The sequence below is a fragment of the Streptomyces amritsarensis genome (assembly GCF_001953875.1).
In the GTDB taxonomy this organism is placed as follows: Bacteria; Actinomycetota; Actinomycetes; order Streptomycetales; family Streptomycetaceae; genus Streptomyces; species Streptomyces amritsarensis.
In genome coordinates, this window is record NZ_MQUR01000097.1 from 1 (window position 1) to 26692 (window position 26692).

17 protein-coding genes and 2 tRNA genes are annotated in these 26692 nt (G+C 74.1%); 10 read left to right on the top strand and 9 right to left on the bottom strand.

What is annotated here, in order from left to right; translation table 11 throughout:
- Positions 1–142: 142 nt before the first annotated feature.
- Both AVW11_RS29475 and AVW11_RS29480 read left to right on the top strand, forming a co-directional pair.
- Positions 143–215, top strand: a tRNA-Lys gene (locus tag AVW11_RS29475).
- Positions 216–323: 108 nt separating this feature from the next.
- A complete protein-coding gene (locus AVW11_RS29480; protein WP_076046525.1) occupies positions 324–839 on the top strand; it encodes a GNAT family N-acetyltransferase in 516 nt (171 codons plus the stop codon).
- A 74-nt stretch (positions 840–913) separates the two neighbouring features.
- Here AVW11_RS29480 and AVW11_RS29485 read toward each other — a convergent pair whose 3' ends face one another.
- Positions 914–2182, bottom strand: a complete 1269-nt coding sequence (locus tag AVW11_RS29485) for a hypothetical protein (protein ID WP_076046526.1) — start codon at positions 2180–2182, stop codon at positions 914–916.
- 302 nt (positions 2183–2484) lie between these two features.
- On the opposite strand from AVW11_RS29485, the gene AVW11_RS29490 reads away from it, so the two are divergent.
- A tRNA-Met gene (locus AVW11_RS29490) sits at positions 2485–2558 on the top strand.
- A 389-nt stretch (positions 2559–2947) separates the two neighbouring features.
- Positions 2948–3949 carry a M23 family metallopeptidase gene (locus AVW11_RS29495; protein ID WP_060180102.1) on the top strand — a complete coding sequence of 334 codons (1002 nt, stop codon included), beginning with the start codon at positions 2948–2950 and terminating at the stop codon, positions 3947–3949.
- Here the strand turns inward: AVW11_RS29495 and AVW11_RS29500 are convergent.
- The 4 genes from AVW11_RS29500 to AVW11_RS29515 form a co-directional block, all read right to left on the bottom strand.
- The gene (locus AVW11_RS29500) at positions 3858–5276 is read right to left on the bottom strand and encodes a PrsW family intramembrane metalloprotease (protein WP_076046527.1); all 1419 of its coding nucleotides are present in this window, start codon (positions 5274–5276) and stop codon (positions 3858–3860) included. The genes AVW11_RS29495 and AVW11_RS29500 overlap by 92 nt on opposite strands.
- Before the next feature lie 43 nt (positions 5277–5319).
- Positions 5320–6066 (bottom strand): tRNA (guanosine(46)-N7)-methyltransferase TrmB, encoded by a 747-nt coding sequence (gene trmB / locus AVW11_RS29505; protein WP_107052217.1) that lies wholly within the window; start codon positions 6064–6066, stop codon positions 5320–5322.
- 209 nt (positions 6067–6275) lie between these two features.
- Positions 6276–7508, bottom strand: a complete 1233-nt coding sequence (gene lhgO, locus AVW11_RS29510; RefSeq protein ID WP_206281936.1) for an L-2-hydroxyglutarate oxidase — start codon at positions 7506–7508, stop codon at positions 6276–6278.
- 29 nt (positions 7509–7537) lie between these two features.
- Positions 7538–9289, bottom strand: a complete 1752-nt coding sequence (locus tag AVW11_RS29515; RefSeq protein WP_076046528.1) for an NsdA family TPR-like regulatory protein — start codon at positions 9287–9289, stop codon at positions 7538–7540.
- A gap of 630 nt (positions 9290–9919) precedes the next feature.
- Between AVW11_RS29515 and AVW11_RS29520 the strand changes: the two genes are divergently transcribed.
- Positions 9920–12115, top strand: a complete 2196-nt coding sequence (locus tag AVW11_RS29520) for an asparagine synthase-related protein (protein WP_107277727.1) — start codon at positions 9920–9922, stop codon at positions 12113–12115.
- Positions 12116–12226: 111 nt separating this feature from the next.
- Here AVW11_RS29520 and AVW11_RS29525 read toward each other — a convergent pair whose 3' ends face one another.
- The gene (locus tag AVW11_RS29525; RefSeq protein WP_076046529.1) at positions 12227–13495 is read right to left on the bottom strand and encodes an MFS transporter; all 1269 of its coding nucleotides are present in this window, start codon (positions 13493–13495) and stop codon (positions 12227–12229) included.
- 142 nt (positions 13496–13637) lie between these two features.
- Between AVW11_RS29525 and AVW11_RS29530 the strand changes: the two genes are divergently transcribed.
- On the top strand, positions 13638–14144 hold the full coding sequence (locus AVW11_RS29530; RefSeq protein ID WP_076046530.1) for a MarR family winged helix-turn-helix transcriptional regulator: 507 nt from the start codon (positions 13638–13640) through the stop codon (positions 14142–14144).
- Between the two features lie 76 nt (positions 14145–14220).
- Positions 14221–17553, top strand: a complete 3333-nt coding sequence (locus AVW11_RS29535) for an AfsR/SARP family transcriptional regulator (protein ID WP_076046531.1) — start codon at positions 14221–14223, stop codon at positions 17551–17553.
- 14 nt (positions 17554–17567) lie between these two features.
- On the opposite strand, the gene AVW11_RS29540 is transcribed toward AVW11_RS29535, so the two are convergent.
- Both AVW11_RS29540 and AVW11_RS29545 read right to left on the bottom strand, forming a co-directional pair.
- The gene (locus tag AVW11_RS29540) at positions 17568–19616 is read right to left on the bottom strand and encodes a sigma-70 family RNA polymerase sigma factor (RefSeq protein ID WP_076046532.1); all 2049 of its coding nucleotides are present in this window, start codon (positions 19614–19616) and stop codon (positions 17568–17570) included.
- Between the two features lie 276 nt (positions 19617–19892).
- Positions 19893–20660 carry a TetR/AcrR family transcriptional regulator gene (locus AVW11_RS29545; protein ID WP_060180095.1) on the bottom strand — a complete coding sequence of 256 codons (768 nt, stop codon included), beginning with the start codon at positions 20658–20660 and terminating at the stop codon, positions 19893–19895.
- Between the two features lie 333 nt (positions 20661–20993).
- Between AVW11_RS29545 and AVW11_RS29550 the strand changes: the two genes are divergently transcribed.
- Both AVW11_RS29550 and AVW11_RS29555 read left to right on the top strand, forming a co-directional pair.
- Complete coding sequence (locus tag AVW11_RS29550; RefSeq protein WP_030856003.1) at positions 20994–22424, top strand: NAD(P)/FAD-dependent oxidoreductase; 1431 nt, start codon at positions 20994–20996, stop codon at positions 22422–22424.
- Between the two features lie 135 nt (positions 22425–22559).
- Positions 22560–24362 (top strand): ATP-binding SpoIIE family protein phosphatase, encoded by a 1803-nt coding sequence (locus AVW11_RS29555; RefSeq protein WP_076046533.1) that lies wholly within the window; start codon positions 22560–22562, stop codon positions 24360–24362.
- An 83-nt stretch (positions 24363–24445) separates the two neighbouring features.
- On the opposite strand, the gene AVW11_RS29560 is transcribed toward AVW11_RS29555, so the two are convergent.
- Complete coding sequence (locus AVW11_RS29560; RefSeq protein WP_076046535.1) at positions 24446–25729, bottom strand: MFS transporter; 1284 nt, start codon at positions 25727–25729, stop codon at positions 24446–24448.
- A gap of 124 nt (positions 25730–25853) precedes the next feature.
- Here AVW11_RS29560 and AVW11_RS29565 point away from each other — a divergent pair, with 124 nt between their 5' ends.
- Positions 25854–26390 (top strand): MarR family winged helix-turn-helix transcriptional regulator, encoded by a 537-nt coding sequence (locus tag AVW11_RS29565; RefSeq protein WP_030856006.1) that lies wholly within the window; start codon positions 25854–25856, stop codon positions 26388–26390.
- Positions 26391–26692: the final 302 nt, after the last annotated feature.

Consider the following 26692-nt stretch of genomic DNA (forward strand, 5'->3'; position numbering starts at 1 on the left):
GTCGGGGACGGTCTCCATGACCCGGCCCCCGACCGGCGGCCGGCCGCCGGCGCGCCCCTGAACTGACGCCGACAGGCCGGTCGGTCGATACCCGATCGGCTGACCGGCGCTGTCCGGCTATGCTCTGGGGTGAGCACCCGGAGGGCCATTAGCTCAATTGGCAGAGCAGCGGACTTTTAATCCGTTGGTTGTCGGTTCGAGTCCGACATGGCCTACCGCTCCCAGCGCCCCGTCCGCCCGCCGCGGACGGGGCGCTGTGCCATGTCCGGGGCCGGGCCGTAAACCGGGTGAGCCCCGGCCCGGCGGCGGGTAGCGTCGCCGCCGTGACTCCGGTTCTGCGTACCGAACGCCTGCTGCTCGACCCGTACACGCCCGAGGACGAGGAAGCCTTCGTGGCCCTCTTCCAGGACACCCGCGTCTCCCGGTGGATGGGGGACGGCCCCGCCACCGAGGCGGAGGACCGCGCCCTGTTCGGGCGGGTCTTCACGAAGGTCTACGCCGAGGACCTCTTCGACGTCTGGGCCGTGCGCAGGGACGGCAGGCTGGTCGGGCACGCCGAGATCAAGCGGACCGACGAGGTCGACGGCCACGAGATCATCTACGCCCTCGCCCCCGAGGCCTGGGGGTCGGGCCTCGGCACCGAGGTCGCGGAGGCGGTCGTCGCGTACGGCTTCGCCGGCCTCGGCCTGCCCGAGGTGCACGCCACGGTCGCCGCCGCCAACACCGCCTCCCTTGCCCTGCTGACCCGTATCGGCTTCGTACACGTCCGTGACGTGCGCGAGGACGACGGCTCCACCACCCGTGTCCTGACCCGCCACCGCGAACCGGCCGCCGTCTGAGGGCATGCGCGCGCGACGTGAAGCGCCCCGCCCGTGGGATCGGGCGGGGCGCTTCGGGGTGTGGGGAGGTGCGATCAGGCGTTGGTGCGGCGGCGGCGCCCGAGCCAGGCGGCGGCCGCGCCGAGCGCGACGAGGGCCGCGGCGAGGCCGGCGTACAGGCCGGTGGACGAGCCGGCGCCGGTGGTGGCCAGGGAGCCCGTGGAGGAGCCCGTGGTCGTCACGTCGGAGTTGCCCGTGGTGGTGGCGACGGCCTGCCGGACGGCGGAGGTGGCGGTCGAGGAAGGGGTCGCGGACGGGGACGGGGTGGTGGTCGTCGGGGTGGTCGGGTTGGTGGTCGGCTCGGTCGGCGCCGGCTCGGTGATCGGGGCCAGCGGGAACTGCACCGAGGCGTTCTTGACGGGCCAGGTGTTGCCCTCGGCCTGGCGGACCTCGGCCTCCATGGTGATCGTGGTGCGCTTCGTCAGCTTGGTGTTCTTGCCCAGGCTGAGGCGCAGCGGCTGGGTGTGGACGCCGGAGGCGGCGCCGAAGCCCTTGGCGATGCGCGGCAGCTCGTAGCGGCTGTCCTCGGCCTTCAGGTCCTGCCACCGGCCGTCGATCAGGGCCTGGAGCCGGAAGTCGGCGTCCTGCCCGCCCGGGTGGGAGAGGGTCAGGCTGGTGGCGAGGGCGGTGGCGAACGCGCCGTCGCCGGTGGCCTGGTGGTTCAGGTCCAGGTAGGCGCGCTGCTCCTGGCCGTCCTTGCCGGAACTGACCTGCTTGAACCATGTCTTCAGCTCGCCCGTCTTGATCTGCGGGTCGACCTTGAAGAGGTGGGAGTCCGCGCCGCCGGGGGCGACGGAGTTGTTGTAGCTGGCGGCGGTGAGGTTGAAGTCACCGTTGTTGGTGGGGTAGTTCGCGCCGAGGCCGATGGTGACCTTCCAGGTCATCCGGCCGTTCGCGGGAATGTCGAAGCCTTCGCCGGGCTCCTTGGCGGACGGGGAGAACAGGCCCTGCCACTCGCCGTCCTGCCGGCCGATCCCGGACGTGGTGGCCGGGGCGTCGACCGCCTCGACCTTGAAGACGATGTCGTGCTCGTCGAGCCGGCTCGGACCGGTGGGGTCGAGGAGCATCCACGGCTTGTACTCGACGGCCTTGCCGGTCGGGTTCTTCACCGTCAGGTCGAAGGTCTCGGTGGCGCCGCCGCGGGTCAGCGGGCCGCCGGGGACGGGAGCGCCCATCTCCGTGCGCAGCACGGCGTGGTCGTCGGCGGCGGGTGCGGCGGCGGACGCGGCGGTGGCCGAGAGCGGCAGCAGAGTGGTGACAACGCCGGCGACGACTGCGATGGCGGCTGCGGTGCGAACGGACATGGTGGACTCCCCCCGGGAATCACGAGGGCGTCGGCAGAGCGCCGAGCCGGTGGGTGTGGTCTGTGTCGTCCGGCCGGTCCGTGCTTCCCCCTGGCCCTGGCGACAGATGAATCTTCACCCGGAACCGATCGCGGAACCATCCCTGCGGTGTCACCGCCGTGCAACAGAGATGATCTTGCTTGAGGGCGGCTTGTTCGGGACCAGTTTCAGGGCTTTGACCTGCGGTGATGTCGATCCGGGGGCGGGTGGGGGAGTAATTGGCGGAGGGCCGCTCCCGGATGGCGTAGAGTTGTGTTCACCGACGCGGGGTGGAGCAGCTCGGTAGCTCGCTGGGCTCATAACCCAGAGGTCGCAGGTTCAAATCCTGTCCCCGCTACTGAAGGCGAAGGCCCGGTTCCCTTGGGAACCGGGCCTTCGTCGTGTTCGGGCACCCCCTCGCGCCCGCCCCCCGTGCGACCCGCGACTGCGCGTGACGATGGGTGACGGAACAGGCGCACTGCGCGAGCTGATTGAAGGTCAGTCATTTCGGCTTTGTGGCTGAGGAGATGGGCTAAACGTTTGATTTTTGCCCGAGTTGCACCCCCTTTGCGTTGAAAAGGGGTGGCCAAAGCAAGCCAGGGCGTGGCCAATTGGTGGGAACGATCAAGCGCAACAGCTTGGAATCACTCACTCACTTCTATTACCTTTCGATAACGCAGCGCGGTCGTCCCGGCCGTCGCAAGAGACGGCACCGTGCGCGTGCGTGTCAATGAGGAGTGTGCCCCCGTGGCCTCCAACTCGCCTGCTTCTGAAGGCATCGAGATCCAGGAGCCGCCCACCGCGGGTGCCTGGGGCGAGTGGAACCCCACCGAGGACTCGGTCCGTCCGGTCCGGGGCAAGCACCGGGTCGCCAAGCAGCGCGGGGGGCTTGCCCGCAGCTCCACCGTGCTCGGCGTCGGCGTCATCGCCGCGGTCGGCGCCGGCGGCATCGCCACCGCGCAGGACCGTCCGCAGGTCGCCATATCCATGCCCTCCCTCCCCGACCTGATGCCCGGCGGCAACGAGCGCCAGGGCGAAGCCGAGCGCGGCGAGGCGGCCGGGATCATCGCCCAGCAGGCCGAGCGCGGCGCGGACGCCGGCGAGGTCCTGCGCAACCGCATCCTCCAGCAGGCCGAGTCGCAGCAGGGGGCCGCCGAGGCGGCGGCCCGTGCGGAAGCCGAACGCCTCGCGCGGGAAGCAGCGGCCCAGGAGGCCAAGGACAAGCTGGAAGAAGCCCGTCAGGCGGCCGAGGAGGCCAAGGCCCAGGCCGAGGCGAAGGCCGCCGAAGAAGCGGAAGCCGCCAGGAAGGCCGCCGAGGCCAAGGCCGCGCAGGAGCGTGCGGCCGCATCGGCCGGAAGCTGGTCCCTGCCCACCTCCGCCTACACCCTCACCTCGCACTACGGGGTCTCCGGCTCCATGTGGTCCTCCGGCCAGCACACCGGCCTCGACTTCGCCGCGCCGACCGGCACCCCCGTCAAGGCGGTCGGCGCCGGGAAGATCACCTCGGCCGGCTGGTCCGGGGCGTACGGCTACCGGATCGTGCTGGAGCTCGAGGACGGCACGGAGGTCTGGTACTGCCACCTCTCCTCGATGTCGGTGACCTCGGGCCCGGTCGGCGCCGGCGACACCATCGGCCGGGTCGGCGCCACCGGGAACGTCACCGGACCCCATCTCCACCTGGAAGTACGCAAGGGCGGATCGACGGTGGACCCGCTGGCGTGGCTGGAGTCCAAGGGCCTGAACGTCTGACGGACGGCTCGGGCGGCACCTCCGGCCGGGGCCCGGGAACACCCGCCGGGCCGGCCGCCGGCTCCGGCCGCCACGCCCCGTCGACCGGCCCCGACACCCTCAACGGGTCCGACGGGTCCCACGGGTCCCACAGGTCCCCGCAGGGCGGAAGCAGGTCCTCCATCACCGCCGCCCGGGCCAGGACCGGTCCCGCCGTCGCGCGGCGCTGCCACAGCCGGTGCAGCAACTCCCGCTCCCGGCGGGCGAAGTCCGCCTCACGCAGCGGACCCCCGCGGCGTGCCCGGTTCCGCAGCAGCGCCAGGGCGACGGCGTCCGCCTCGTACCGGGCGACCGCACGTCCCGCGGCCCGGCCCCCGCTGCGCCGCGCCAGCGAACGGGCCAGCGACCGGGCCGGCATCGAGGCCAGGGCGGGCACCTCGGCGGGAGCCAGCCAGCCCGCGGCCGCGTACAGCGCGAGCTCCCCGGCGACGGTCCGCAGCCGGCCGCGCCGTATCCGCACGGCCAGCCACACCAGCAGCCCGAACAGCGGGACCATCACGCAGCCGTAGACGACGTAGAAGCCGTGGTCCCCGAAACGCGAGGAACCGTTCCACAGGGCGTGCAGCCCCATGGCCAGCGCCAGGCCGAGCAGCGGCAGGCAGATCCGGCGAGAACGGCGCGCGCTGACCGCGGCCGCGCCGAAACCGAGCCCGGTGAGCACCGTGAACAGCGGGTGCGCGAACGGCGACAGCACGATCCGTACGAAGAAGGTCGCCGCGGTGACCGAGTCCAGGACGCCGGTGCCGTCGGCGAGGTCCTGAACGAAGGCGTTGCCGAGGTAAAGGATGTTCTCGGTGAACGCGAAGCCGATGGCGGTGAAGCCGGCCACCACGAAACCGTCGGCGGGACCGGTGAAATGCCGTCTTCGGAACACGAACACCAGCAGCAGGGCGGCCGCTTTGGCGCTCTCCTCCACCACCGGGGCGATGGCCACCGAGCCCAGCTGGTCCGCTTCCGAGGGATCGGCGGTCGCCGCGGCTATCCACTGGGTGGCGAAGTTGTTCGCCAGTATGGCGATCAGCGCGGCGGTGCAGGCACCCCAGCCGAAGCAGAACAGCAACTGGGACCAGGGCGCAGGCGCGGCCCGGCCCAGCCATCGGAAGGCCGCCATGAGCGGTGCCACCGGCAGCAGGGCCAGGCCGAGGCCGACGAAGAAGCCCGGCGTGCCGGTCTGCTCCCGCACGAGCTCCAGGATGGCGATGCCGGTGGCGGCGAGCAGCACGAGGAGCACGCACGTGCGGACCGTGCCGGACGGACGCGCGAGAACGGGGCGGAGCGCTCGGAACACATCATGACCCTAGCGATCCGCCCGGACACGCGCGGTGACGTTGTCAGTTCTCCGTGCGACGGAAGAGCAAGTCGTGTACGACGTGGCCCTTGTCGAGGCCCTGGCCCTCGAAGCGGGTGAGCGGCCGGAAGTCGGGCCGCGGGGCGTAGCCGCCGTCGGGCTGCGTGTTCTCGAAGTCGGGGTGCGCCGTGAGGACTTCGAGCATCTGCTCGGCGTACGGTTCCCAGTCGGTCGCGCAGTGCAGTACGCCGCCCGGTGCCAGGCGGGTCGCGGCGAGGGTGAGGAAGTCGGGCTGGATCAGCCGGCGCTTGTGGTGGCGGGCCTTGGGCCAGGGGTCCGGGAAGTACACGCGGATCCCGGCGAGCGAGTCGGGTGCCAGCATCTCGCGGAGCAGGATGATCGCGTCGCCGTTGGCGACGCGCACGTTGTCGAGCCCGCCCCGCTCGGCGAGGGCGAGGAGGTTGCCCTGGCCCGGGGTGTGCACGTCGGCGGCGAGGATGCCGGTGGCCGGGTCGGCGGCGGCCATCTGCGCGGTGGCCTCACCCATGCCGAAGCCGATCTCCAGGACGACCGGGAGGCCGCCGAAGAGCGACGTGAGGTCGATGACCGAGTGGCCGTCGATGTCCAGGCCCCACGTGCCCCACAGGCGCTTGAGGGCCTCGCCCTGACCGGTGGTGACCCGGCTGCGCCGGGGCTGGAAGCTCCGGATCCGCCGCTCGTGGTGCGAGCCGGCCGGGTCCGGCGCGGGGCCGTCGGGGAAGCGGGGCTCGGTGCGCCACTTCGGGGGCACGTACGAGTTCGCCTCCGGCGCGGGGTCGGCCGAGTAGTCGGCGACGGGGGCGTCCGGGACGGCGGGCGGCGGGGGGTTCAGGGACTCAGACACAATGCGCTGATTCTACGACGGGGGTGGTGGTCCCTGCCGGGCGTCGCCGCCACCCCCGGCCCTGCCCCCGCCCCCCGGCGCCTGCGGGCAACCGCCTGAACGGCTCGTCGCGCCGGTCAGGCCGAGCCGAGGGTTCGCAGGGCGCGGGTGGCGATTTCGCGGCCGATCGGGAGGGAGGCCGTCGCGGCGGGGGAGGGGGCGTTGAGGACGTGGATCGTGCGCGGGGCGTCGCGGATCAGGAAGTCGTCCACCAGGGTGCCGTCCCGCAGGACGGCCTGGGCGCGGACCCCGGCCGCGGCGGGCTGCAGGTCCGCCGCCGTGACGGCCGGCAGGAGGCGGCGTACCGCCCGGGTGAAGGCCTGCTTCGACAGTGAGCGGTGGATCTCGCCCGTCCCGTACCGCCAGTGCCGGGAGGCCATCCGCCAGGCACCCGGCCACGCGAGCTCGTCCGCGATGTCCCGCGGGCGCACGGTCGACCAGTCGTACCCTTCGCGGGCCAGGGCCGGCACGGCGTTGGGGCCGACGTGGACGCCGCCGCCGATGCCGCGGGTGAGGTGCACCCCGAGGAAGGGGAACGCCGGGTCCGGTACCGGGTAGACCAGGCCGCGGACCAGGTCCGGGCGGGTCAGGTCGTAGTACTCGCCCCGGAAGGGGATGATCCGCATGCCCGGTTCGTCGCCGGCCAGGCGGGCGATCCGGTCGCAGTGCAGGCCCGCGCAGTTCACCAGCATCCGGGCCCGGAAGACCAGGCCGGACGTGGTGCGCACGGCCACCGCGGACGCGCGGCGCGAGATCAGGTCCACCTCGGCGCCGTAGACGGTCTCCGCGCCCGAGGACTCCGCGAGCTGGGAGCTCACCCGCCCGTAGTCCACGATTCCGGTGCTGCCGACGTGGATCGCGGCCAGCCCCTGCACCTGCGGCTCGTACTCGGTGATCTGGGCCGGGCCGAGCTCGCGCACCGGGATGCCGTTCTCCCGGCCGCGCTGGACCAGGGCGTGCAGCCGGGGCAGTTCCTCGCGCTCGGTGGCGACGATCAGCTTGCCCGTCACCTCGTGCGGGATCCCGTGTTCCGCGCAGAACTTCACCATCTCCGCGGCGCCGCTCACCGCGAAGCGCGCCTTCAGCGAGCCAGGGCGGTAGTAGATGCCGCTGTGGATCACGCCGCTGTTGCGGCCCGTCTGGTGCCGGGCCGGGCCCGACTCCTTCTCCAGGACGATCACCCTCGTACCCGGAGCCAGGCGCGACAAGGCGTGCGCCGTCGACAGGCCGACGATTCCGCCGCCGATCACCAGCACATCGCAGTCCACGCCACCGCCCACGCCGATACCTCCCACCCCTGCATACTGCACCCCCGCACCGACAACGAGGCCACGCGGGTCTACGCCGGAGCCACCAGGAGCGGCCGGGCCCGCTCGCGCAGCTCCGCGACGCGCGGCTCGTCCCCGTAGGGTTCCAGGCGGTGCAGCAGGTCCCGTACGTATTCGGTCGTGCGCGCCGAGGAGATCCGGCCCGCCACCTCCACGGCCCGGGTGCCCGCCGCGCACGCCGCGTCGAGATTGCCCGACTCCAGCTCCGCGACCGCGCTGACGACCAGCCGCAGCCCGTGGGAACGCACGTACTCCTCCGTGGGCCGGGACAGTGCCTGCTCGGTGAAGCGCCTGACCTGCCTGGGGAGTTTGAGGTCCCGGTAGCATTCCGCCGCATCCGCCGCGAAACGGTCGTACGAGTAGAAGCCGAGCCAGGTCGGATCGGGGTCGCCCTCGCGGGACCGCTCCAGCCAGCCCTCCGCGGCCCGCAGGGCCGCTCCGGCGGCCGCCGAGTCGCCCGCCTTCGCGTGCGCCCGGGCCTCGACCAGCCGGAAGAAGCTCATGGTGCGTGCCGTCGCCAGGCCGCGGTTGCGCTCGACGGCGGCCTGCGCGAGGTCCACGCCCTCGTCCGGGAAGTCCCGGTAGGTGGCCTGGAGGGACATCGAGGCCAGCACGTAGCCGCCGAGCGGCACGTCCGCGGCCGCGCGGGCGAGGCGCAGCGCCTGGATGTAGTAGCGCTGGGCCGCCTCCTGCTGGCCGGTGTCGAAGGCCATCCAGCCGGCCAGCCTGGTCAGTTCGGCCGTCGCGCCGAACAGGGCGCGGCCCACCTCGTCCGTGTACGAGCCCAGCAGCAGCGGTGCCGCGTCCACCCGGAGGCACTCGGGGACCATCGACGAACGCCAGTCGCCGCCGCCGTACTTGGAGTCCCAGCGGCGGGCGTCCTCGGCGGCCTCGCGCAGCTTGGTCACGTCGCTGTGGCCCACGCGCTGCACGTGGTCGCGCGGCGTTTCGGGTCCGTGCTGCGCGGGCACAACGGTGGACGGCGGGCCTGCCGTGCGGCCTGCCGGTGCTGTCATCGGGCCTGTGGCGGGCCCGGTCGTACGGCCTTCCGGGGCGGGCCGGGGGCCGGGCGCCGCCGTCCCGGACGCCGGAGGCCGGGGTGACGGGAGGTCGCGCGCCGATGCGTCCTGAGCAGGTGTGTCCTGGGCAGGTGCGTCCTGAACCGGAGCATGGCGGGCCGCGTCGTGAGCGGCGTCGTGAGCCGCTTCGTGAGCCGAGGAGGTCGCAGCCGCGGACCGGTGGTGCGCCGGTCCGCCCGCCGGACCCGCGGAATTCCCCTGCCCCGCCGGCTCCCGGGCCACCGAGCCGTCGGCGGGAGATATCAGCCACCGCGACGCGGGCGTCGCGTACGCCGCCACGGAGAACGAGCCCGCGAGCGACTGCCAGATCCCGCCACCGCCGCGCCGCCCGGCGAGGTCGAGCCGATAGAGGTCGGTGGCCGAGCGCACGGCCGACCCGACGTCGCGCGGGAAGGCCAGGCCCACCTCGGGCGCGGGGTCCGCGTCCGCCAGGCCGATCTCGTGCAGCGGCACCGGCCGCCCCAGCTTCGCGCCGATGGCGGCGGCGATCAGATGCGGGGCGGCGCCCTGCGGCACCATCCCCTTCGACACCCACCGGGCCACCGACGTCTTGTCGTACCGAAGCGTCAGGCCGCGCTGCGCGCCGAGGTCGTTGACGCGCCGGGCCAGCCCGGCGTTGCTGATGCCCGCGAGGGCGAGGACGGCGCCGAGCTTCTCATTGGGCTCGCGGAGCTCCCTGGACATGCGCCACCCCTCGTCACACGCGGAACGCATACGCCGCCGGGGCATAGGCGCCCGGCATTTCGTAAACCCAGCGTAGTTCCCCGCCTCCCAAGCGTTAAGGCCCTTACTTCCGTATGGCGGGATTGTTGTCCGTTTGCGCGGTCCGGCCCGGGGCAGGCGGCGGGGGCGCACGTCTCGTCGCGTGCTCCGCCCGTGTGGCCGTGCGCCCGCCCGTGCGCTCTGGCCGGTCCGCGGGCCCGGCGATTCGATGTGCGGTGCGTGGGTCGGCCCGCTGCGTGAACCGGGTGGGCCGGGGGATGCCGCTACCTCAATCCCCGCGGGTGGCGGAACGGTCCGGGGGGCGGATTCCGCCTCCCGGACCGCGCCCGCGCGCCGGGCGCCGACACCGCGCGACGGCTCTCCAGGCGGCCGAAGAATGGCCGAAAGCGACCTATGGGGCGGTGGGAACGGAACGCCAAATACCGCGTGGCCGGGGCGTGTTCGTTTGCGTGTGCGCCCCCTATAACCCCTCTCGCACGCCTGTCCCGTGGCAGCATGGACCCGAGCCACCGGGGTCCCGCCGGCCGCGCCCTCAGCGCTGTCCGTGCTGCCCGTGCCCCGGTCATGTGCCCACAGGCTGGGGAGGCGGCGGTGCGCTGGTTGGTGGGGTGGAGCAGTATCGCCGCGAGCTTCGGCACGGCCGGCCGTGTCTCCGGCCAGGAACCCGGCCACGGCCCCGGCGGGTACGGCCCGGGCGGCGCGCCCCCGCACGGCGGCATCGCGGACGCCGCCCACGCGGCCGACCCCGGCGCGGACGCGGAACGCACCGTCCACCCGGTCGGCGCCCAGCTGCTGTGGGGCGATCCCGACCCGCTCTGGGCCGTCGGCGACTGGCGCCCCGACGAGATCCGCACCGTCACCGCAGACCCGGCCGACCCCTTCACCCGGCTCGCCGTGCTCGGCTGCTGCGGCGCGACCGACGCCGAGCTGCGCCGGGCCCTCTACGCGGCCCGCGGCGGCGCGCTGCGCCATCTCACCCAGTGGTCCGGCAGCTACACCGCCGTGGTCCAGGCCGGCCGCCGCATCACCGTCGTCGGCGACCTCGCGGGCGCCCGGCCCGTCTTCTACACCCCCTGGGCGAGCGGCACCGCGTACGCCACCGCCGCGCTCCCCCTCGCCGACCTCATCGAGGCGCAGCTCGACATCGGCCACCTCGCCGCCCTGCTGGCCTGCCCCGACAGCCCGGAGGCGCTGGGCGACGGCACCCCGTACGCGGGGGTCCGCCGCATCCCGCCCGGGCACGCCCTCATCCTGCGCGAGGGCTCCCGCGAGATCACCGGCTACGAACAGGTGGCCTCGCTCGCGGTGGCCGCGCCCGAGGCCGACGCCGACCGGGCGGTGGAGGGCGTACGGGAAGCTTTGGTGGACGCGGTGCGCGCCCGGCTCACGGCTCCGCGGCATGCTCCCGACACCCTGCCACCGTACGATCCCGGCCCCGTGCCCGGTATGGGACCGGCCGATCGGCGCGCGGCCCGCGGCGCCCCGGCCCCCGGGGTGGGCGCCGACCTGTCCGGCGGCAGCGCCTCCGCGACACTCGCCCTGCTGGCGGCCGGCCTGCCGGGGGCGCCGGGCAGCCTCACCAGCCCCGCCGGGGCCCGGCTGCTGGCGGTCACCTTCAACGACCTGGCCACCCCGCAGGGGCGCGAGGACGAACTGGAACGCGCCAGGGCCGTCGCGGCCGACCCGCGCCTGCACCACGTGGTGGTCGCCGCCGCGGCCGAGGCCCTCCCGTACACCGACCTGGACGGCCCGCTCACCGACGAACCGGGTCCCTCGCTGGTCTTCGCCGCCCGCGAGCGGCGCAGACTCGCCGCCGGCGCGGCCGACCACTTCACCGGCCACGGCGCCCGGCAGGTCCTCGACGCCCACCCGGCCCGCATGGCCGACCTCCTGATGGACCGCCGCCGACGCCACCTGCTGCGCCCGGTGGCGGCGCTCGCCCGCTCGGCCTCCGCCGCCGGCGCGGCAGGGGAGTCCCTGCTGGTGCCGCTCACCGTGTACTCGGCGGCCCGCCGGCTCGCCCGTACGACGTACCGCGCCGGCATGGAGGCGGCCGCGGTCCGGCTCCGCGAGGGCGGGGCCACCGAGCGCGCCTTTGGTCCCGTGGACGCCTCCCTCGCGGCCCTGACCTGGTCCCGGCCGGGTCCGGCGGCGGGCTGGCTGACGGGGGAGGCGCTGGCGGAAGTATCGATCCGGCTGTCGGCCGCGGCCGGCCGGCCCCCGCTGTCGCTGCGGCCGGGGGAGGCCCGCGCCCGTTCCGTGCTGGCCCGCCGGGCCGCCGACCACCGGGTCTTCGAGCAGGCCGTGGAGGTCCGCAGCCAGCGCCTGCACGCCCCCTTCCTCGACAACCAGGTCGTACGGGCGGCGCGCGCCCTGCCCGAATCCCTGCGCGTGCAGCCCGGCGCCCGGGCGGAGATCCTGCGCAGCGTCCTGTACTCGGCGGGTGTGCGCGAGCTCCCGCCGGGCTGGGGCGCCACCGCGCACGCGCCGAACGAGACGGCGACCAGGCTGGGGCTGCGCGCCGCCCTGAGCGATCTGCTGGACCTCTTCGCCGCCCCGCTGCTCGCGGACGCCGGCCTGATCGAGGCCCGGGTGGTGCGGCAGGCGCTGCTCGACGCGGCCGAGGGCCGACCGGTCCCCCTGGACGGGCTCGCGGAACTCGTCTCCATGGAGCTGTGGCTGCACCGGCTGCTGGCCCGGCGCGGCACCTGCTGGACGGGTACCTCCGCGGCGCGGCGCCGGGCGGTGCCCGAGGGGGTCCCCGTGCACCGCCCGGCGCTGTCCTGACCGCCGACTGCCGACCGCTGCGGCGCGTAGGGCGTCGGTGGCGGGTGCGGCTGTGGTGCGTGCGGCGGTTGTGCTGCATGTGGAGCTTGCGCTCTGCCTGGCGGCGCTGGTTCAGGAGCCGAGGACGAGGGCGGTCGCGATGGCCGGGCCGAAGGCGCCGCCCAGCTGGTAGCAGAGGGTGAACAGGCCGATGGCCGTCGGGCGCTGGGGGGCGGGGGCGCTCGACGCGGCCTGCACCGACAGCACGGCGTTGGCGCCGGTCGCGCCGAACACCGCGCCGAGGGTCGCCGCCAGGAGCAGCGGCCCCCAGCTCGCGAACACCGTGAGCACCGCGGCCAGCGTGCCGATCACGACGAGCACCGTGCGCACGGTCGTCCGGCCCATGCGCGCCGAGCCCGCAGCCAGCAGCCAGGACAGCGCGGAACCGGTGAGCAGCGCCGCGAGCTGACCGGTGCCGGCGGCGGTGACGTCCCAGCCCGCGCGGTCGGCGAGCAGCCGGGGCACGGCGAACAGCAGGGTGAAGTACGAGGTCGACAGCGCGAGCGCCAGCAGCGCCGAGCCGGCGAAGAGCGGGCTGCGGACCAGGGCGGCCGGGACGAAGCCGTCGGGCCGGCGCCGTACGTGGTGTGCGAGGAGCGCGGCGGCGACGACCGCGGAGCCGAGGGCCACGGCCGGCGCGTGGGGCAGCAGGACCAGGGCGGTGGCCAGCACGGTCAGCAGCCCGGCGCCGCGTGCGTCGAACCGGCCGCCCTGCGCTGCGCCGGCGCCGGTGGGGGTGGTGGCTGCGGTGGCGGTCGGGGCCGCTGCGTACCGGCTCACTGCGGGCACCGCCAGCAGAGACACCAGGGACACCGAGAGCGCGAGGCGCCACGACACGGCGTGGGAGAGCTGCGCGCCGAGCAGCGGGCCGGACGCGCCCAGCATGCCGAAGCCCGCGCTGATCACGCCCATGCGGCGGGCCGAGCCGGCCAGGCTCATCGCGGCAGCCACCAGGCCGGCGCCGCCCGCGGCCTGCCCGGCCCGGCCGAGGAGGGCCGCGGGGAGCCAGGGGGACGCGGCGACGAGCAGGGTGCCGCCGAGGAGGAGGGCGGCCGACAGTCGGAGGAGCGGGGCGAGGCCGCGTCGGCGCAGCAGCCCGGCGAGCAGGGGGATGGAGACGGCCGTGGCCCAGGCGAAGGCCGCGACGAGCCAGGTCGCGGTCGAGGTGCCCACCCCGAGGGAGGCGGCCATGTCCGGGAGGATCAGCACGGGGGCGTTGGCCGCGGCGGCCACGGGCGTGGCGAGCAGGGCCAGCCACAGGACGGGGACGGGGGCGGGGGCGGATCGGTCGCGGGGCCGGGCCGGGGCGGGGGCCTCGGGCTCGGCGGTGGTGGTGGTCATGGTGACGCCCCCTCGATTCATCTCAATGCTCAGAATCTCAACGTTGAGATAAAATCAGGGCAGTCCTCTCAACGTCAAGTCTCTCAACGTTGAGATATTCTCTGTGGAGGCGGACGGCCCCGTCCGCGGAAGAGGAGGCGGCATGAGCGACGCGGTGGACGCGATCATCGGCCAGTGGACACAGGAGCGCCCCGAGCTGGCGCCGGGCCTGTGGCCGGTCGAGGTCCTGGCCCGGATCCAGCGGATGAACCGGATCCTCGACAAGCACCTCAAGGCCTTCGCGGCCGAACGCGACCTGGAGGTGGGCGAGGTCGACATCCTCTTCACGCTCCGCCGCAGCGGCCCCCCGTACGCGCTCACCGCCGGCGCCCTCATCCCGGCCGCCATGGTGACCTCGGGGGCGATCACCAACCGCATCGACCGCATGGAGGCCAAGGGGCTGGTCGAACGGGTGCGGGACGCACAGGACCGCCGCACCGTCCGGATCCGGCTCACCGAGCAGAGCATCGCGCTCACCGAGTCGCTGTTCGAGGACCACCTGCGCCACTACGCCGAACTGCTCGCCCCGCTGGATCCCGCCACCTGCGCCACGCTCGCGCAGGCCCTGCGCACCCTCCTGGAAGCGGGCGGGGACACCTCGATCACCTGAGGCCCCGGCCCCCGCCCGCCAGGGCCCCTCCCCGGCTGCCGCCGCCACCCACCGCGCATACAGGCAGAATTGGCGGGTGCGGTACCTCATCCTCGGCGTCACCGAGGCACACGACGAGACCGGCGCCCCCCTCCCGATCGGCGGCGCCCGGCTGCGCGCGCTCCTCGCCGCGCTCGCCCTGCGCGCCGGCCGCCCGGTCTCCGTCGCCGAACTCGTCGACGACGTCTGGGGCGACACTCCGCCCCGGGACGCCCCCGCCGCCCTCCAGGCGCTCGTCGCCCGCCTCCGCCGCGCCCTCGGCGGCCGGGACACCGTCCACGCCGCCCCCGCCGGCGGCTACCTCCTCGCCGCCGCCCCCGACGACGTGGACCTCCACCGCTTCACCCGGCTCGCCGCCGAGGGCGACCGGGAACTGGCCGCCGATCCGGAGGCCGCAGCCCGCACCCTGCGCACCGCCCTCTCCTTCTGGCGCGGTCCGGCCTTCGCCGACCTGGCGGAGCCCGCCCGTACCGCGCACGCCGCCGCGCCCGAGGCCCGCCGCTCGGCCGCCCTGCGCCGACGCATCGAGGCGGACCTGCTCAGCGGCGCCACCGCCCCGGCGCTGCTCCTGCCGGAGATCGAGGCACTGGTCCGCGAGAGCCCGTACGACGAACCGCTGCGTGCCCAGCAGTTGCGCGCCCTGCGCGCCGCCGGCCGTCCCGCCGACGCTCTCGCCGCGTACGAGCGCACGCGCCGCGCCCTCGCCGACGACCTCGGCACCGACCCCGGGCCCGAACTCACCGCCCTGTACGCGGAACTGCTCCGCCCCCGGCCGCCGCAGCCGCCCCGGCCGCCGCAGTCCGCGTCGGCAGCGCAGGCCCCGCAGACCCCGCAGCCGCCGCAGACCCCGCAGACTCCGTCGAACCGGCCCGTGCAGCCCGCGAACCGGCCCGTCCACCGGGCCCCGGCCTCCCGCCCGGAGGCCCTGGCGCCCCGCGGCAACCTCCGCCCCCGCCTGAACTCCTTCGTCGGCCGCGAGCCCGAGCTGGCGGCCCTCCACGGCGATCTGGCCCGGCTGCGCCTCATCACCCTCACCGGCCCCGGCGGTTCGGGAAAGACCCGCCTCGCCGAGCATGCCGCCGCAGCCCACCCCGAGCCCGGCTGGCTCGTCGAACTCGCCCGCCTCGACCACCCCGCCGCCGTTCCCGGCGCGGTCCTCAGCGCCCTCGGCCTGCGCGAGAACTCCCTCGTCGCCCGCGAGACCCCGGCCCCGACGGCCGCCGCCGACCCTGCGACCCGCCTCGTCGAGCACTGCGCGCACCGCAGCCTGCTGCTCGTCCTCGACAACTGCGAGCACGTCGTCGAAGCCGCCGCCGGGCTCGCCGAACGCCTCCTCACCCACTGCCCCGGCGTACGGATCCTGGCCACCAGCCGCGAACCCCTCGGCATCCCGGGCGAGACCGTCCGCCCCGTCGAACCCCTGCCGCCCGACCCCGCCCACCGGCTCTTCGCCGACCGCGGGGCGGCGGCCCGCGCCGGGTTCACCGTCGACGAGGACCCGGCCGCCGTCGCCGAGATCTGCGCCCGTCTGGACGGGCTGCCGCTCGCGATCGAGCTGGCGGCGGCGCGGCTGCGGCTGCTGACGCCCCGGCAGATCGCGGACCGGCTGGACGACCGCTTCCGGCTGCTGACCAGCGGCGCCCGTACGGTGCTGCCGCGTCAGCAGACCCTGCGCGCCGTCGTGGACTGGTCCTGGGACCTCCTGGACGAGGCCGAGCGGACCGTCCTGCGCCGGCTGTCGGTCTTCGCGGGCGGCTGCGACCTCCCCGCCGCCGAAGCCGTCTGCGGCGACGGGACCGGCCCCGACGTCGCCGACACCCTCGGCTCCCTCGTCGACAAGTCCCTCGTCCTGGCCGAGCCGTACGAGCGCCACGGCATGCGCTACCGCATGCTCGAAACCATCCACGAGTACGCCGCCGAACGCGCCGCCGCCCGACCGGCCGACCTCCGGGCCACCGGCCGCCGCCACGCCGCCCACTTCCTCGCCTTCGCCGAGCAGGCCGAACCCCTCATCCGGTCCGCCGCCCAGCTCCCCTGGATCCGGCTCGTCGAGACCGAGCTCGACAACCTCCGCGCCGCCCTCCACACCACGACCGTCGACGAGGCCGACACCGAATCCGCGCAGCGCCTCGCCTTCGCCCTCGGCTGGTTCTGGTGGCTGCGCAACTACCGCGGCGAGGGCGCCGAGTGGACCACCCGCATCCTCACCCTCACCCCGGCCCAACCGCCCGAGGGGACGCCCGCCTACTGGCGCCGCATGCGCCTGCAGGTCTTGGACATGTTCCTGCTCGCCGAGAGCAACTCCGCCGAGAAGTTCCGCACCCCCGAGTACCGGGACCTCGCCGCCCGCATCAAGACGGCCTTCCGGCACGGCTCCCCCGAGACCGCGCTCTTCCCCGGAATCCTCTGGCCCGCCACCTCCTTCCTCACCGGCGACGTCCTCGAATTCCACGCCGACCTGGACCAGTCCGTCGAGAACTGCCGCCGCCACGCCGGCGCATGGGAACTGGGCGTCGTCCTCATGCTGCGCACCCATGTCGCCATCGACATGACCGGAGGCCTGCCCACCGTCGACGCCGACCTCGCCGAACTCCAGGAGATCGCACAGCGCGTCGGCGACCGCTGGACACGCGCCCAGGTCGCGAGCGCCGCCGGGGAGGTCGCCCTCTCCCGCGGCCGGTACGCCGAGGCCCGCACCGCGTTCGAGGAGTGCCTGCGCCTCGCCCGCGAGGTCGGGGCCCACGTCGAGGCGCCCTTCGCGATCGCCCGGATCGCCGAGGCCGCCTACAGCGCGGGCGACCTCGACGACGCCGAGCGACTCCTGGCCGAGGCCGACGAGGAGGCCGACCAGCACGGCGGCGTGTACGACGTCAGTGCCTACGCCCGGCTCCTCGCGGCACTGCTCGCCCTCCAGCGGGGCGACGCCGTCCGTGCCCGGGCCGAGTGCGGGCTCGCCCGCGCCCAGAGCGAACGGATCACCGTGCCGGCCCAGCTCACCGCCGGGCTCGACGCCGTCGACGCCGTCATCACGGCACGCGAGAAGGGCCCGGCCGCCGCACTGGCCCTGATCGGGCCCGCCCTGAGCGCCGCCGTCGAGGGGCGGTGCGCCGAGCGCGTCCTGGCCGGCATCGCCGAGGCGGCGGCCCAATTCCTGGCCGACGCCGACCGCCCCGCCGAGGCCGTACGGGCCCTCGCGGCGGCCACCGCCTGGCGCGCGGGCCTGCCCCGCTCCGTCCCCGAGTCGGAGGTCGTGGCCGGCCTCCCGGAGCGCACCCGCGCGCTGCTCGGCCCCGAGCGCTGGGCGCGGGAGGAGGCGGCGGGCGCCGCGCTCACCCCGGCCGGGCTCGTCGCGGCGCTCACCGCCGACTGATCACCAGCGGGCGCTCACCGGCAGGCGATCACCGCGTCGGCCCAGCTCGCCAGCGTCGGCAGACGACCCGGACCGGCCTGCTCCACCACCAGCCGCAGCGACGTGCGCCCGGCGAGGGACACCTGGACGGGCGTCGGCGGATCCTCGTACCCCAGGGCCCCCGACTGCCACAGCCGCTGCCCGTCGGCGTAGACGGAGAACCGCACCGACCCGTCGGTGAGCAGCGACAGGCCGTCCACCCCGGCCCACGCCGAGAAGCCGGTGCACCGGCGGTTGAGGGCGATCTCCACCGAGGAACGCGAGTTCACGGTGATCCCCTGCGCGAACCGGCGGTCACCCACCCGCAGGCCCCAGCGCTGCCACACCCAGCTGCTGCGCCAGGTCTGGAACTCGGGGCCGCTGTGGTCTCCCTGCACCGAGTACGGGAGGGCGGCCAGCCGGAAGGACTCAGGCGGCTTCGGGACGGGCGACGGAGTCGTCGGCTTCGGCGAGGGCGTGCTCGGGGACGGCGTCGGCGCGGGCTCCTCCCGGCCGGGGGAGGGCGACGGGGACGCGGACGGCGCAGCCGGGGACGGGGAGGCCGAGGCCGACGGCGTGGGCTCCGGCGACGGCGACGGCGCCGCGGAGGTGCGCGCGGGCGGCGGCCCCGCCTCCTCGGGCGGGCTCGGCTGCGCCGAGGGCGACGGAGAGACGGGTGCCTTCGGCGCGGCCGGTGCCGCCACGCTAGGCGCGGGCTTCGCCCGGGCCTGCGGCGCGGGCTCGTCCCCGGCCATCGCGAACACCACCCCGGCGGCGGCCGCCACCGCGATACCGGCGGCAAGGGCGGCCTTGGCCGGGAGCCCGAGCCCCTCGGACGCCAGAGCACCCCCGACCGCGGACCCGGAGCCGCCGGCCCCGCCCGCAGCACCCCCCGCAGCCCCAGCCCCTGCCCCGGAACCGGCGGCACCCCCCGCGGCCCCGGCCCCGCCGGCCGACCCGCCCGCGGCGGCCGACCCGGCCCCGCCGACAGCGCCGCCCACGGCGGCGGCCGCGGCTCCGGCCCCGCCCGCGGCGACGGCCCCACCGGCCACCACACCGGCGGCCTTGGCCGCGTACCCGGCGGCGAACCACCCGATGACCGCCACCGGAAGCAGCGCGGGGATGCCCGCGTTGACGTCCTTGAGCTCCCCGGCGGCCAGCCGGCACTTCGGGCACTCCTCCAAGTGCCCCCGTAGCCCGCGCTCCGCCCGCATCCGCAGCCCGCCGCGCGCGTAGGCGCCCAACCGGTCCGCGTACCGAGCGCAGTCGCCGCCCGCGCTCAGCGCCGAACTCACATGTGCCTGCAGATAGGCCTGCTTGAGCCCTTCCCGGGCCCGACTGGCCAGCACCGCAGTCGCGTTGGCGCTCAGCCCGAACAGCGGCGCGATCGCACTCGGCGACGCCTCCTCGACGGTGGTGTGCCACAGCACGGCCTGCCACCGCTCGGGCAGGCTCCGGAAGGCCTGCACGGCCAGCGACTGCTCGGCCTCCCGCATCGCCCGGACATCCGCGCCCAGTTCGAGGGTGTCGTCCCCCAGCCCCGACATCCCGGCGCCGCCGTCGGTGCGCGTGGCCGCCTGCTCCGCGAAGACGGCGAAGTCCTCGACGAGATGCTCCCGCCGGGCCGTCTTGGCCCAGGCCGCAGCGACCCTGCGTACGGTGGTCAGCAGGTAGGCCCGCACCGACTGGTCCGGCCCGGCCCCGCCCCGTACCGCCTGCAGCGTCCGCGCGAACACCTCGGCGGTCAGGTCGTCGGCGGTGTGCCCGTCCCGGCAGCAGGACCGCGCATAGCGCCGTACGGCGTCGGCGTGGCGACGGAACAGCTCCGCATACGCCCCGTCGTCGCCGGCCCGCATCCGGGCGATCAAGTCCCCGTCGGACGGCGGCAGCTCGGCCCCGGCACCGACCGGACCGGAGGAGCCGGCCGGACGGGCGTGCCGCCCGCCCGGTTCGCGCTGGGCCGGCACCTGCCGGGCGGGCAAACCGCCTACCTCGGTCTCGCCTCCGGCGCCACCGGGTGACTCCTCACGCCCGTCAATGCTCATCGCGGAAGCCCCCGCACGACACGCTCAACCGGTACACCGATCAAGCGTGTCACATGGCGGACACGCGTCGGACCCCTCTCGGCACCATCCACCCGTCCGGGCAGATTTCGACGCGCCACCGAACAGGCCGCCACCCGGGCCAACGGGCCCCCGCCACCCGGGTGCCGACCCGGCCCGACCCTGTTCCCGTCCGGTACCGCCCCGCACGGAGCCGGTACCGGACCGCCGAGTTCACACCGTCCGAGCTCACACCGTCCGAGCTCACACCGTCCGAGCTCACACCGTCCGGGAACGCAGCCCCTCGAGCAGGATGTCGAGCAGCCGGGTCGAAGCCGCCGCCTGCTGCGCCGGGTCGGGCAGCGCGGGCGCCGCCGTCGCTATCACCAGCAGCACATCGGCCACCGTGACATCGGCACGCAGCTCGCCGGCCTCCCGTGCCCGGTGCACCAGCCGGCCGACGACCTCCAGCAGCGCGCCCGCGCCCGCGTCGTCCGACGGCTCGTCCTCCGCCGAGTTCCGCGTCGCACCCACGACCCGCAGGCCCGGAGCCTCGGCCGCCTGGCGCTGGTGCGGGACCCGCGCCCCCTCCGCCTCCTCGGCCGCCTCCTCAGCGGCCGAGCCGACGCGCAGCACCTGCGGCGGCAGCAGCCGCCCCGCGCCCGATGCCACGGAGGTGCGCAGGAAGCGCGACAGCGCCTGCCACGGCTCCTCCTCCTGGCCCAGAGCGGTCCTGGCCTGCTCGGTCAGCCGGGCCGTCTCCTCCTCGGCTATCCGCCGCACCAGGACGTCCTTGCTCGGGAACCGCCGGTACACCGTGCCGACACCGACCCGGGCGCGGCGCGCCACGTCCTCCATCGGAGCCCCGTAGCCCAGCTCGCCGAAGACCTCCCGGGCCGCGCGCAGCACGTGCTCCAGATTGCGCTGGGCATCGACGCGCAGCGGCGTCGACCGACCCACACCGTGCGTGGTCGCGTTCGTCAGGGCACGACCGCTGCTCTCGACCGAAAGAGCGGTCGCAGAACCATGGAAATCGGAAATGTTCATATGTATCCCCCGGTAATCATTTGTCTCCCCCCGGAGACACTCCCCGCCTTCACGCCGAGGGGGGCCACGGTCTCAGGCCCGGTCCTCGACGAGATACGAACATAGTTGAGCCAGAGTCAATTCAGAAGAGGCAGCCCCGGACGGACCACCGCCCGATCGGAGCATTCACCCCCACTTTTCCGTTCCATACCCCCGGAACCTCCCTCTCCGTCTGCTCTGACCTGCGAACTTCCACCACCCCCGGAGGTCCTCTTCCGCCCCGCCCCAGGGCCCCCACCGGTCACACAATGTGCCGGGCCTGTGGACAAACTCCCGGCCACGATGCGTCATGGGATGGTGAAGGCTGCTAACTCCCGGGGCACGGCCCCCGGTACCCCGCCCCGCACGCGCATCCTGATCGTCGGCGGCGGCTACGTCGGCATGTATACGGCGCTCCGGCTCCAGCGAAAGCTCAGAGCGGGAGAAGCCGAGGTCACGGTGGTCACGCCCGAGCCGTACATGACGTACCAGCCCTTCCTCCCGGAAGCGGCCGCGGGCGCGATCTCCCCGCGGCACGTCGTGGTCCCCCTGCGCCGCGTCCTCGGCAAGTGCCGCATCGTGATCGGCCAGGCCACGAGCATCGACCACGCCAAGCGCACCGCGACCGTCAATACCCTCGCCACCGCGGACGAGGGCGTCGGCCCCGTCGAGATCGAGTACGACGAACTGGTCCTCGCCCCCGGCTCCGTCTCCCGCGCCCTCCCCGTGCCGGGCCTCGCCGACTACGGCATCGGCTTCAAGACCGTGGAAGAGGCCATCGGCCTGCGCAACCACGTCATCGAGCAGATGGACATCGCCTCCTCCACCCGCGACCCCGCCCTCCGCGACGCCGCCCTCACCTTCGTCTTCGTCGGCGGCGGCTTCGCGGGCGTCGAAGCCCTCGGCGAGCTGGAGGACATGGCCCGCTACGCGGCGCGGTACTACCACAACATCAAGCCCGAGGACATGAAGTGGGTCCTCGTCGAGGCCAGCGACCGGATCCTCCCCGAGGTCGGCCTCGAGATGGGCGTCTACACGGTCCGCGAACTGCGCAGCCGCAACATCGACGTCCGTCTGGAGACCAGGCTCGAATCCTGCGAGGACCGCGTGGCCGTCCTCAGCGACGGAGCCCGCTTCCCCACCCGCACCATCGTCTGGACCGCCGGCGTCAAGCCCCACCCGGTCCTCGCCGCGACCGACCTCCCCAAGAACGAGCGCGGCCGCCTCGTCTGCACCTCCTTCCTCACCGTCGAGGGGGTCGAGCACGCCTGGGCCGCGGGCGACGCGGCGGCCGTGCCCGACATCACCGCCCCGCCGGACGCCGAGGGGCCCCGCCGCGAGTGCGCCCCCAACGCCCAGCACGCCGTCCGCCAGGCCAAGGTCCTCGCCGACAACCTCCTGGCCGCCCTGCGCGGCGAGGTCCTGACCGAGTACGCCCACAAGTACGCCGGCTCGGTCGCCTCCCTCGGCCTGCACAAGGGCGTCGCCCACGTCTACGGGCGCAAGCTCAAGCGCTACCCGGCCTGGTTCATGCACCGCGCATACCACCTCAGCCGCGTCCCGAGCTTCAACCGGAAAATGCGCGTACTTGCCGAATGGACCCTCTCCGGCCTCTTCAAGCGTGAGATCGTCTCCCTTGGCTCACTCGAACACCCCAGGGCAGAATTCGAACTGGCCGCAGGCGGCGGCCCCAAGTCACCTCCCCCGCCCCTCGCCCCCAACCCCCCGCAGAACGGCCAGGGCTGACGTTGTCAGTGCGGTCGGCCACACTGGACGTGTGACCATAGGTGTGCTCACACCTGCACAGAGTGACATCGTCCCGTCAGCGACCGCCCACGAGCGACACAGCGACCACTCGCGACACCACGAGGCTTGAACGCAGTGAACTTCACGCGCTGGAGCGCCCGGTTCCCCGGAACGCAGCGCCGCGCCGCAGCCCGGACCGAACACGCCGCAGCCCAGGCCAAGCGGGGCGAAGGCGCGGTCCCGGCAGCCCGCGGCGGCCGCGCCGATCCCGGAGCGGAGCGGTCCACGCCCGCCGACGGCCACCCCGCAGATTCCACGGTCTCCGGAACCGGAACCGGAACCGGCCCGGGCACCGCCACCGGCACGACCCCCGCCCAGCGGACCGGCGTCCTCACCGCCGTGCCCTCCCTCGACGAGCTCCCCGTACGCGAGGTCCTCGACCGGCTCCCCGCCCTGGTCGCCCTCGTCCACGGCCCCGAGCACCGCGTCGCCTACGTCAACGACGCCTACACCGCGGGCTTCGGCGCCCGCACCCCCGGCGCCCCCGCCCACGAGGCCCTCCCCGAACTCGGCGAGCTCGGCCTCCTCCCGCTCCTCGACCAGGTCCAGCGCAGCGGCAAGCCCCGCACCGCCAAGAACCGCACCGCGCTGGGCGGCGCCAGCTCGTACACCGTCACCTGCACCCCCGTCGAGTTCCCCAGGACCGGGACCGGGACCGGGACCGCCTCCGAAGCCGAAGCCCACCACGCCGGCGTCCTGATCCACCTCGCCGACGTCACCGACCACGCCGAGGCCGCCGAGCGCCTGCGCGCCAGCGAACGCCGCCAGCGCGAGGCCGCCGTCACCCTCCAGCGCTCCCTGCTCCCCCAGGAACTGGAGCAGCCCGACGACCTGCGCATCGCCGCCACATACCAGCCCGGCGGCACCGAGGCCGCCGTCGGCGGAGACTGGTACGACGTCATCACCCTCGGCGCCGGCCGCACCGCCCTCGTCATCGGCGACGTCATGGGCCGCGGCGTCCGCGCCGCCGCCGTCATGGGCCAGCTGCGCACCGCCGTCCGCGCCTACGCCCGCCTCGACCTGCCCCCGCACGAGGTGCTCCAGCTCCTCGACGGCCTCGCCGCCGAGATCGACGCCAGCCAGATCGCCACCTGCGTGTACGCCGTCCACGACCCCAACGAGGGCCTGCTCGCGTACGCCTCCGCCGGCCACCTCCCGATCCTGGTCCGCGACGAGCACGGCACCGTACGCAGAGCCGCCGACCCCACCGGCCCGCCCCTCGGCACCGGGGGCTGGCTGCACACCTCCGGCTCCATCGCGCTCGGCCCCGGCTCCACCGCCGTCCTGTACACCGACGGCCTGGTCGAACGACGCGGCGAGGACATCGACGAGGGCGTCGCCGCACTCGAACGCGCCCTCGCCGGAGCGCAGGGCACCCCCAGCGTCATCTGCGACCGCCTCATGCGCGCCCTCGGCGTGGACGCCGACCACGACGACGACGTCGCCGTGATGGTGCTCCAGCAGCCCGCCCGCAGCGGCGCCGACGCCGAGCTCTTCCACAACGCCGCCCTGGAACTCCTCGGCGGCATCGAGGCGGCCCCGCGCGCCCGGGCCTTCGCCCAGGGCGTCCTCGCCTCCTGGCGCTTCCCCGTCGAGCTGTGCGACCTCGGGGTGCTCGCGGCGAGCGAGCTCGTCGCGAACTCCCTCCAGCACGGCACCCCGCCCATGCGCCTCCGGCTGCGCCGCACCGACCGCCGACTGATCATCGAGGTCACCGACGGCGACGACCACCTGCCGCGCCGCCGCCGCGCCGAACCGGCCGACGAAACCGGCCGCGGCATCTCTATCGTCGCCACCATCGCCTCCTCCTGGGGCTCGCGTCGTACGCCGGGTGGCGGCAAGGCCGTCTGGTGCGAGTTCGCCCTGCCCGACCGGTAGCCGAAGCATCCGGACACAGGGAAGGCCCCGGTCCGTACGGACCGGGGCCTTCCCTGTGCGGCACCACGCGTGGTGCCGCACGGCTACGCGTGCACGGGCTCCTTCACCGCGACGGCCGGACCGCCCTGCGCGACGACCCTGCTCGCCACGACCGGGTTGTCCTGCATCGGTGTGAGCCCCTTGCCGAGCCGCAGCGCCAGGCCGACGATCCCGAGCGACACGAGCACGAAGACCGCGATGTAGAGCATCGGAACACCCGCACCCAGCGGCACCCCGAGCGGCCCAAGCGCCAGCGCCATCTGCTTGACCAGTGCGAACGCCGAGTTGTACCGGCCCACAGAGCCCTCGGGCGCCAGATCGGCGACCAGCGGGGCCAGGGTGGGCGACAGCATGGCCTCGCCGATGCCGAAGAGCGCGTAGGTGGTGATGAACGCCGCGGCGGCCATCATCGCGCCGCCGTGGCCCAGCCCCGAGAAGCCGGCGATCAGCCAGGCCGCGGTCCAGATCAGCCCGACGAGCGCGATCACCCGCGACCGGCGGCGCTTCTCGACCAGCTTGAGCACGACGAACTGCGCGACGACGATCGCACCGGTGTTGGCGGCGAGGGCGAAACCGAGCGTGGAGGGGGAGATCCCGGCAGCCTCCGTACCGAAGGCGGCCAGACCCGACTCGAACTGTCCGTAGCAGGCGAAGAACACCACGAAGCCCAGCACGCACAGCTGCACCATGGCCTTGTGCTGCAGCAGCGGCTTCCAGCCGCTGCCACCCGTCTGCGCCGGGTCCTTCGGCAGGGCGTCCTTGATGGCCGGCACATGCGGAAGCCGCACGGTGGCGACGACGCCCGCCAGCACCAGGAACATCACGGCCTCGATGCCGAACAGCAGGGTGAAGCTGCCCGGCCGGTTCTCGTCGACGATCTGACCGCCGAGGAGGCCGCCGATGCCCAGACCCAGGTTCTGCATGAAGAACTGGAGGGCGAAGGCACGGGTCCGGGTGGACGGCGTGGAACACCACACGATCATCGTGGCCAGGGCCGGCTGCATCACGGCCTGACCGGCGCCGAGCGCCAGCGCGGACAGCAGGATGGGCACGATCCCCGTGGAGAGTCCGAGCGCGAGCGCACCCGCCGAGGCCGTGACGGCCGCACCCATGACCACGGGAACCGGACCACGTCGGTCGATGACCCGACCGGTGAAGGGCAGCGCGACGAGAGCACCGAGGGCGAAGGCCACGAACGCGCTCGTGGCCGCCATGGAGCCCAGACCTCGCACCTGCGCCACATAGATGTAGAGGAACGGAACCGTGAAGCCGATGCCGAACGCGGTCAGCGCGTTACCGGCCTGGATCCGCCGCATCGCAGCGCCCATCACCTTGGTCACTTCTCACCTGCCGTGATAACTGAAGACTGAAGACTTCATACCTAAACTTCGATCCTTAACAGTACACACCGAAGGAGTTAGACGCCAACGCGCTCGTGCCATACTTCGACGCATGGGTGACACCCCCGACGGCACGACGTCCGTCCCCGAGCCGAGCCTCGATGAGCAGATCGCCGTCTACCAGCGCGAATTCCAGGACCTCGACCCCCAGGTCGAGAAGGTCGTCTCGGCGCTGAGCCGCCTGAACCGCCGCATGAACGTCGCGTACGGACGCCAGACCGCGGCCCTGGGCATCAGCAACGCGGAGTGGGAGGTCCTCAAGGCCCTGGTCATCTCCGGCGCCCCCTACCGGATGGGCCCCAGCGAGCTCGCCAAGCAGCTCGGCCTCACGCCGGCGGCGATGACGCACCGGATCGACCGCATGACGGCGGAAGGCCTGGTCACCCGTGAACGGGACGAGTCCAACCGGGTCCGCGTGATCGTGGAGCTCACCGACGAGGGCCGCAGCAAGTGGCTGGACGCGATGCGGGCGGCGACGGTCTTCGAGGAGGACCTCCTCCAGGACCTCTCGACGGCGGAGCGGGGGGTGCTCGGCGACATGCTCACGCGCCTGCTGGACCGGGTGGAAGACCTCCAGTCGCCCAGCTGACCACCGCGGTTGACACAGCCGCCCCAGGTCCGTAAGGTTCTTCGAGTTGCCCCGGAGCCGGAAGGTTTCGGCGACAACACATCAGCCGCCTCGTTGCGGCACCCAACTCAGCACGATCTCCCACTGGGAAAGATTTCGGCGTGCCCGAATTCCTTTCCGAGGGCCGATTATGAATCGCCGGGGAAATCCACTAGAGTTTGGGGAGTCGGAAGGGCCCAACGGCCCGGAAGCCAAACCCCGCTGACTGGGGGTCAGGCCCGAAAGAGTCTGATAGAGTCGGAAACGCAAGACAGCAGAACGAA

Coding starts and splice junctions, on each gene's coding strand:
- AVW11_RS29560 (WP_076046535.1), bottom strand. CDS start 25,729: ATGGGCGCTGCGATGCGGCGGATCCAGGCCGGTAACGCGCTGACCGCG.
- AVW11_RS29525 (WP_076046529.1), bottom strand. CDS start 13,495: ATGACCACCACCACCGCCGAGCCCGAGGCCCCCGCCCCGGCCCGGCCC.
- AVW11_RS29540 (WP_076046532.1), bottom strand. CDS start 19,616: ATGAGCATTGACGGGCGTGAGGAGTCACCCGGTGGCGCCGGAGGCGAG.
- AVW11_RS29550 (WP_030856003.1), top strand. CDS start 20,994: ATGGTGAAGGCTGCTAACTCCCGGGGCACGGCCCCCGGTACCCCGCCC.
- AVW11_RS29485 (WP_076046526.1), bottom strand. CDS start 2,182: ATGTCCGTTCGCACCGCAGCCGCCATCGCAGTCGTCGCCGGCGTTGTC.
- AVW11_RS29530 (WP_076046530.1), top strand. CDS start 13,638: ATGAGCGACGCGGTGGACGCGATCATCGGCCAGTGGACACAGGAGCGC.
- AVW11_RS29545 (WP_060180095.1), bottom strand. CDS start 20,660: ATGAACATTTCCGATTTCCATGGTTCTGCGACCGCTCTTTCGGTCGAG.
- AVW11_RS29565 (WP_030856006.1), top strand. CDS start 25,854: ATGGGTGACACCCCCGACGGCACGACGTCCGTCCCCGAGCCGAGCCTC.
- AVW11_RS29515 (WP_076046528.1), bottom strand. CDS start 9,289: ATGTCCAGGGAGCTCCGCGAGCCCAATGAGAAGCTCGGCGCCGTCCTC.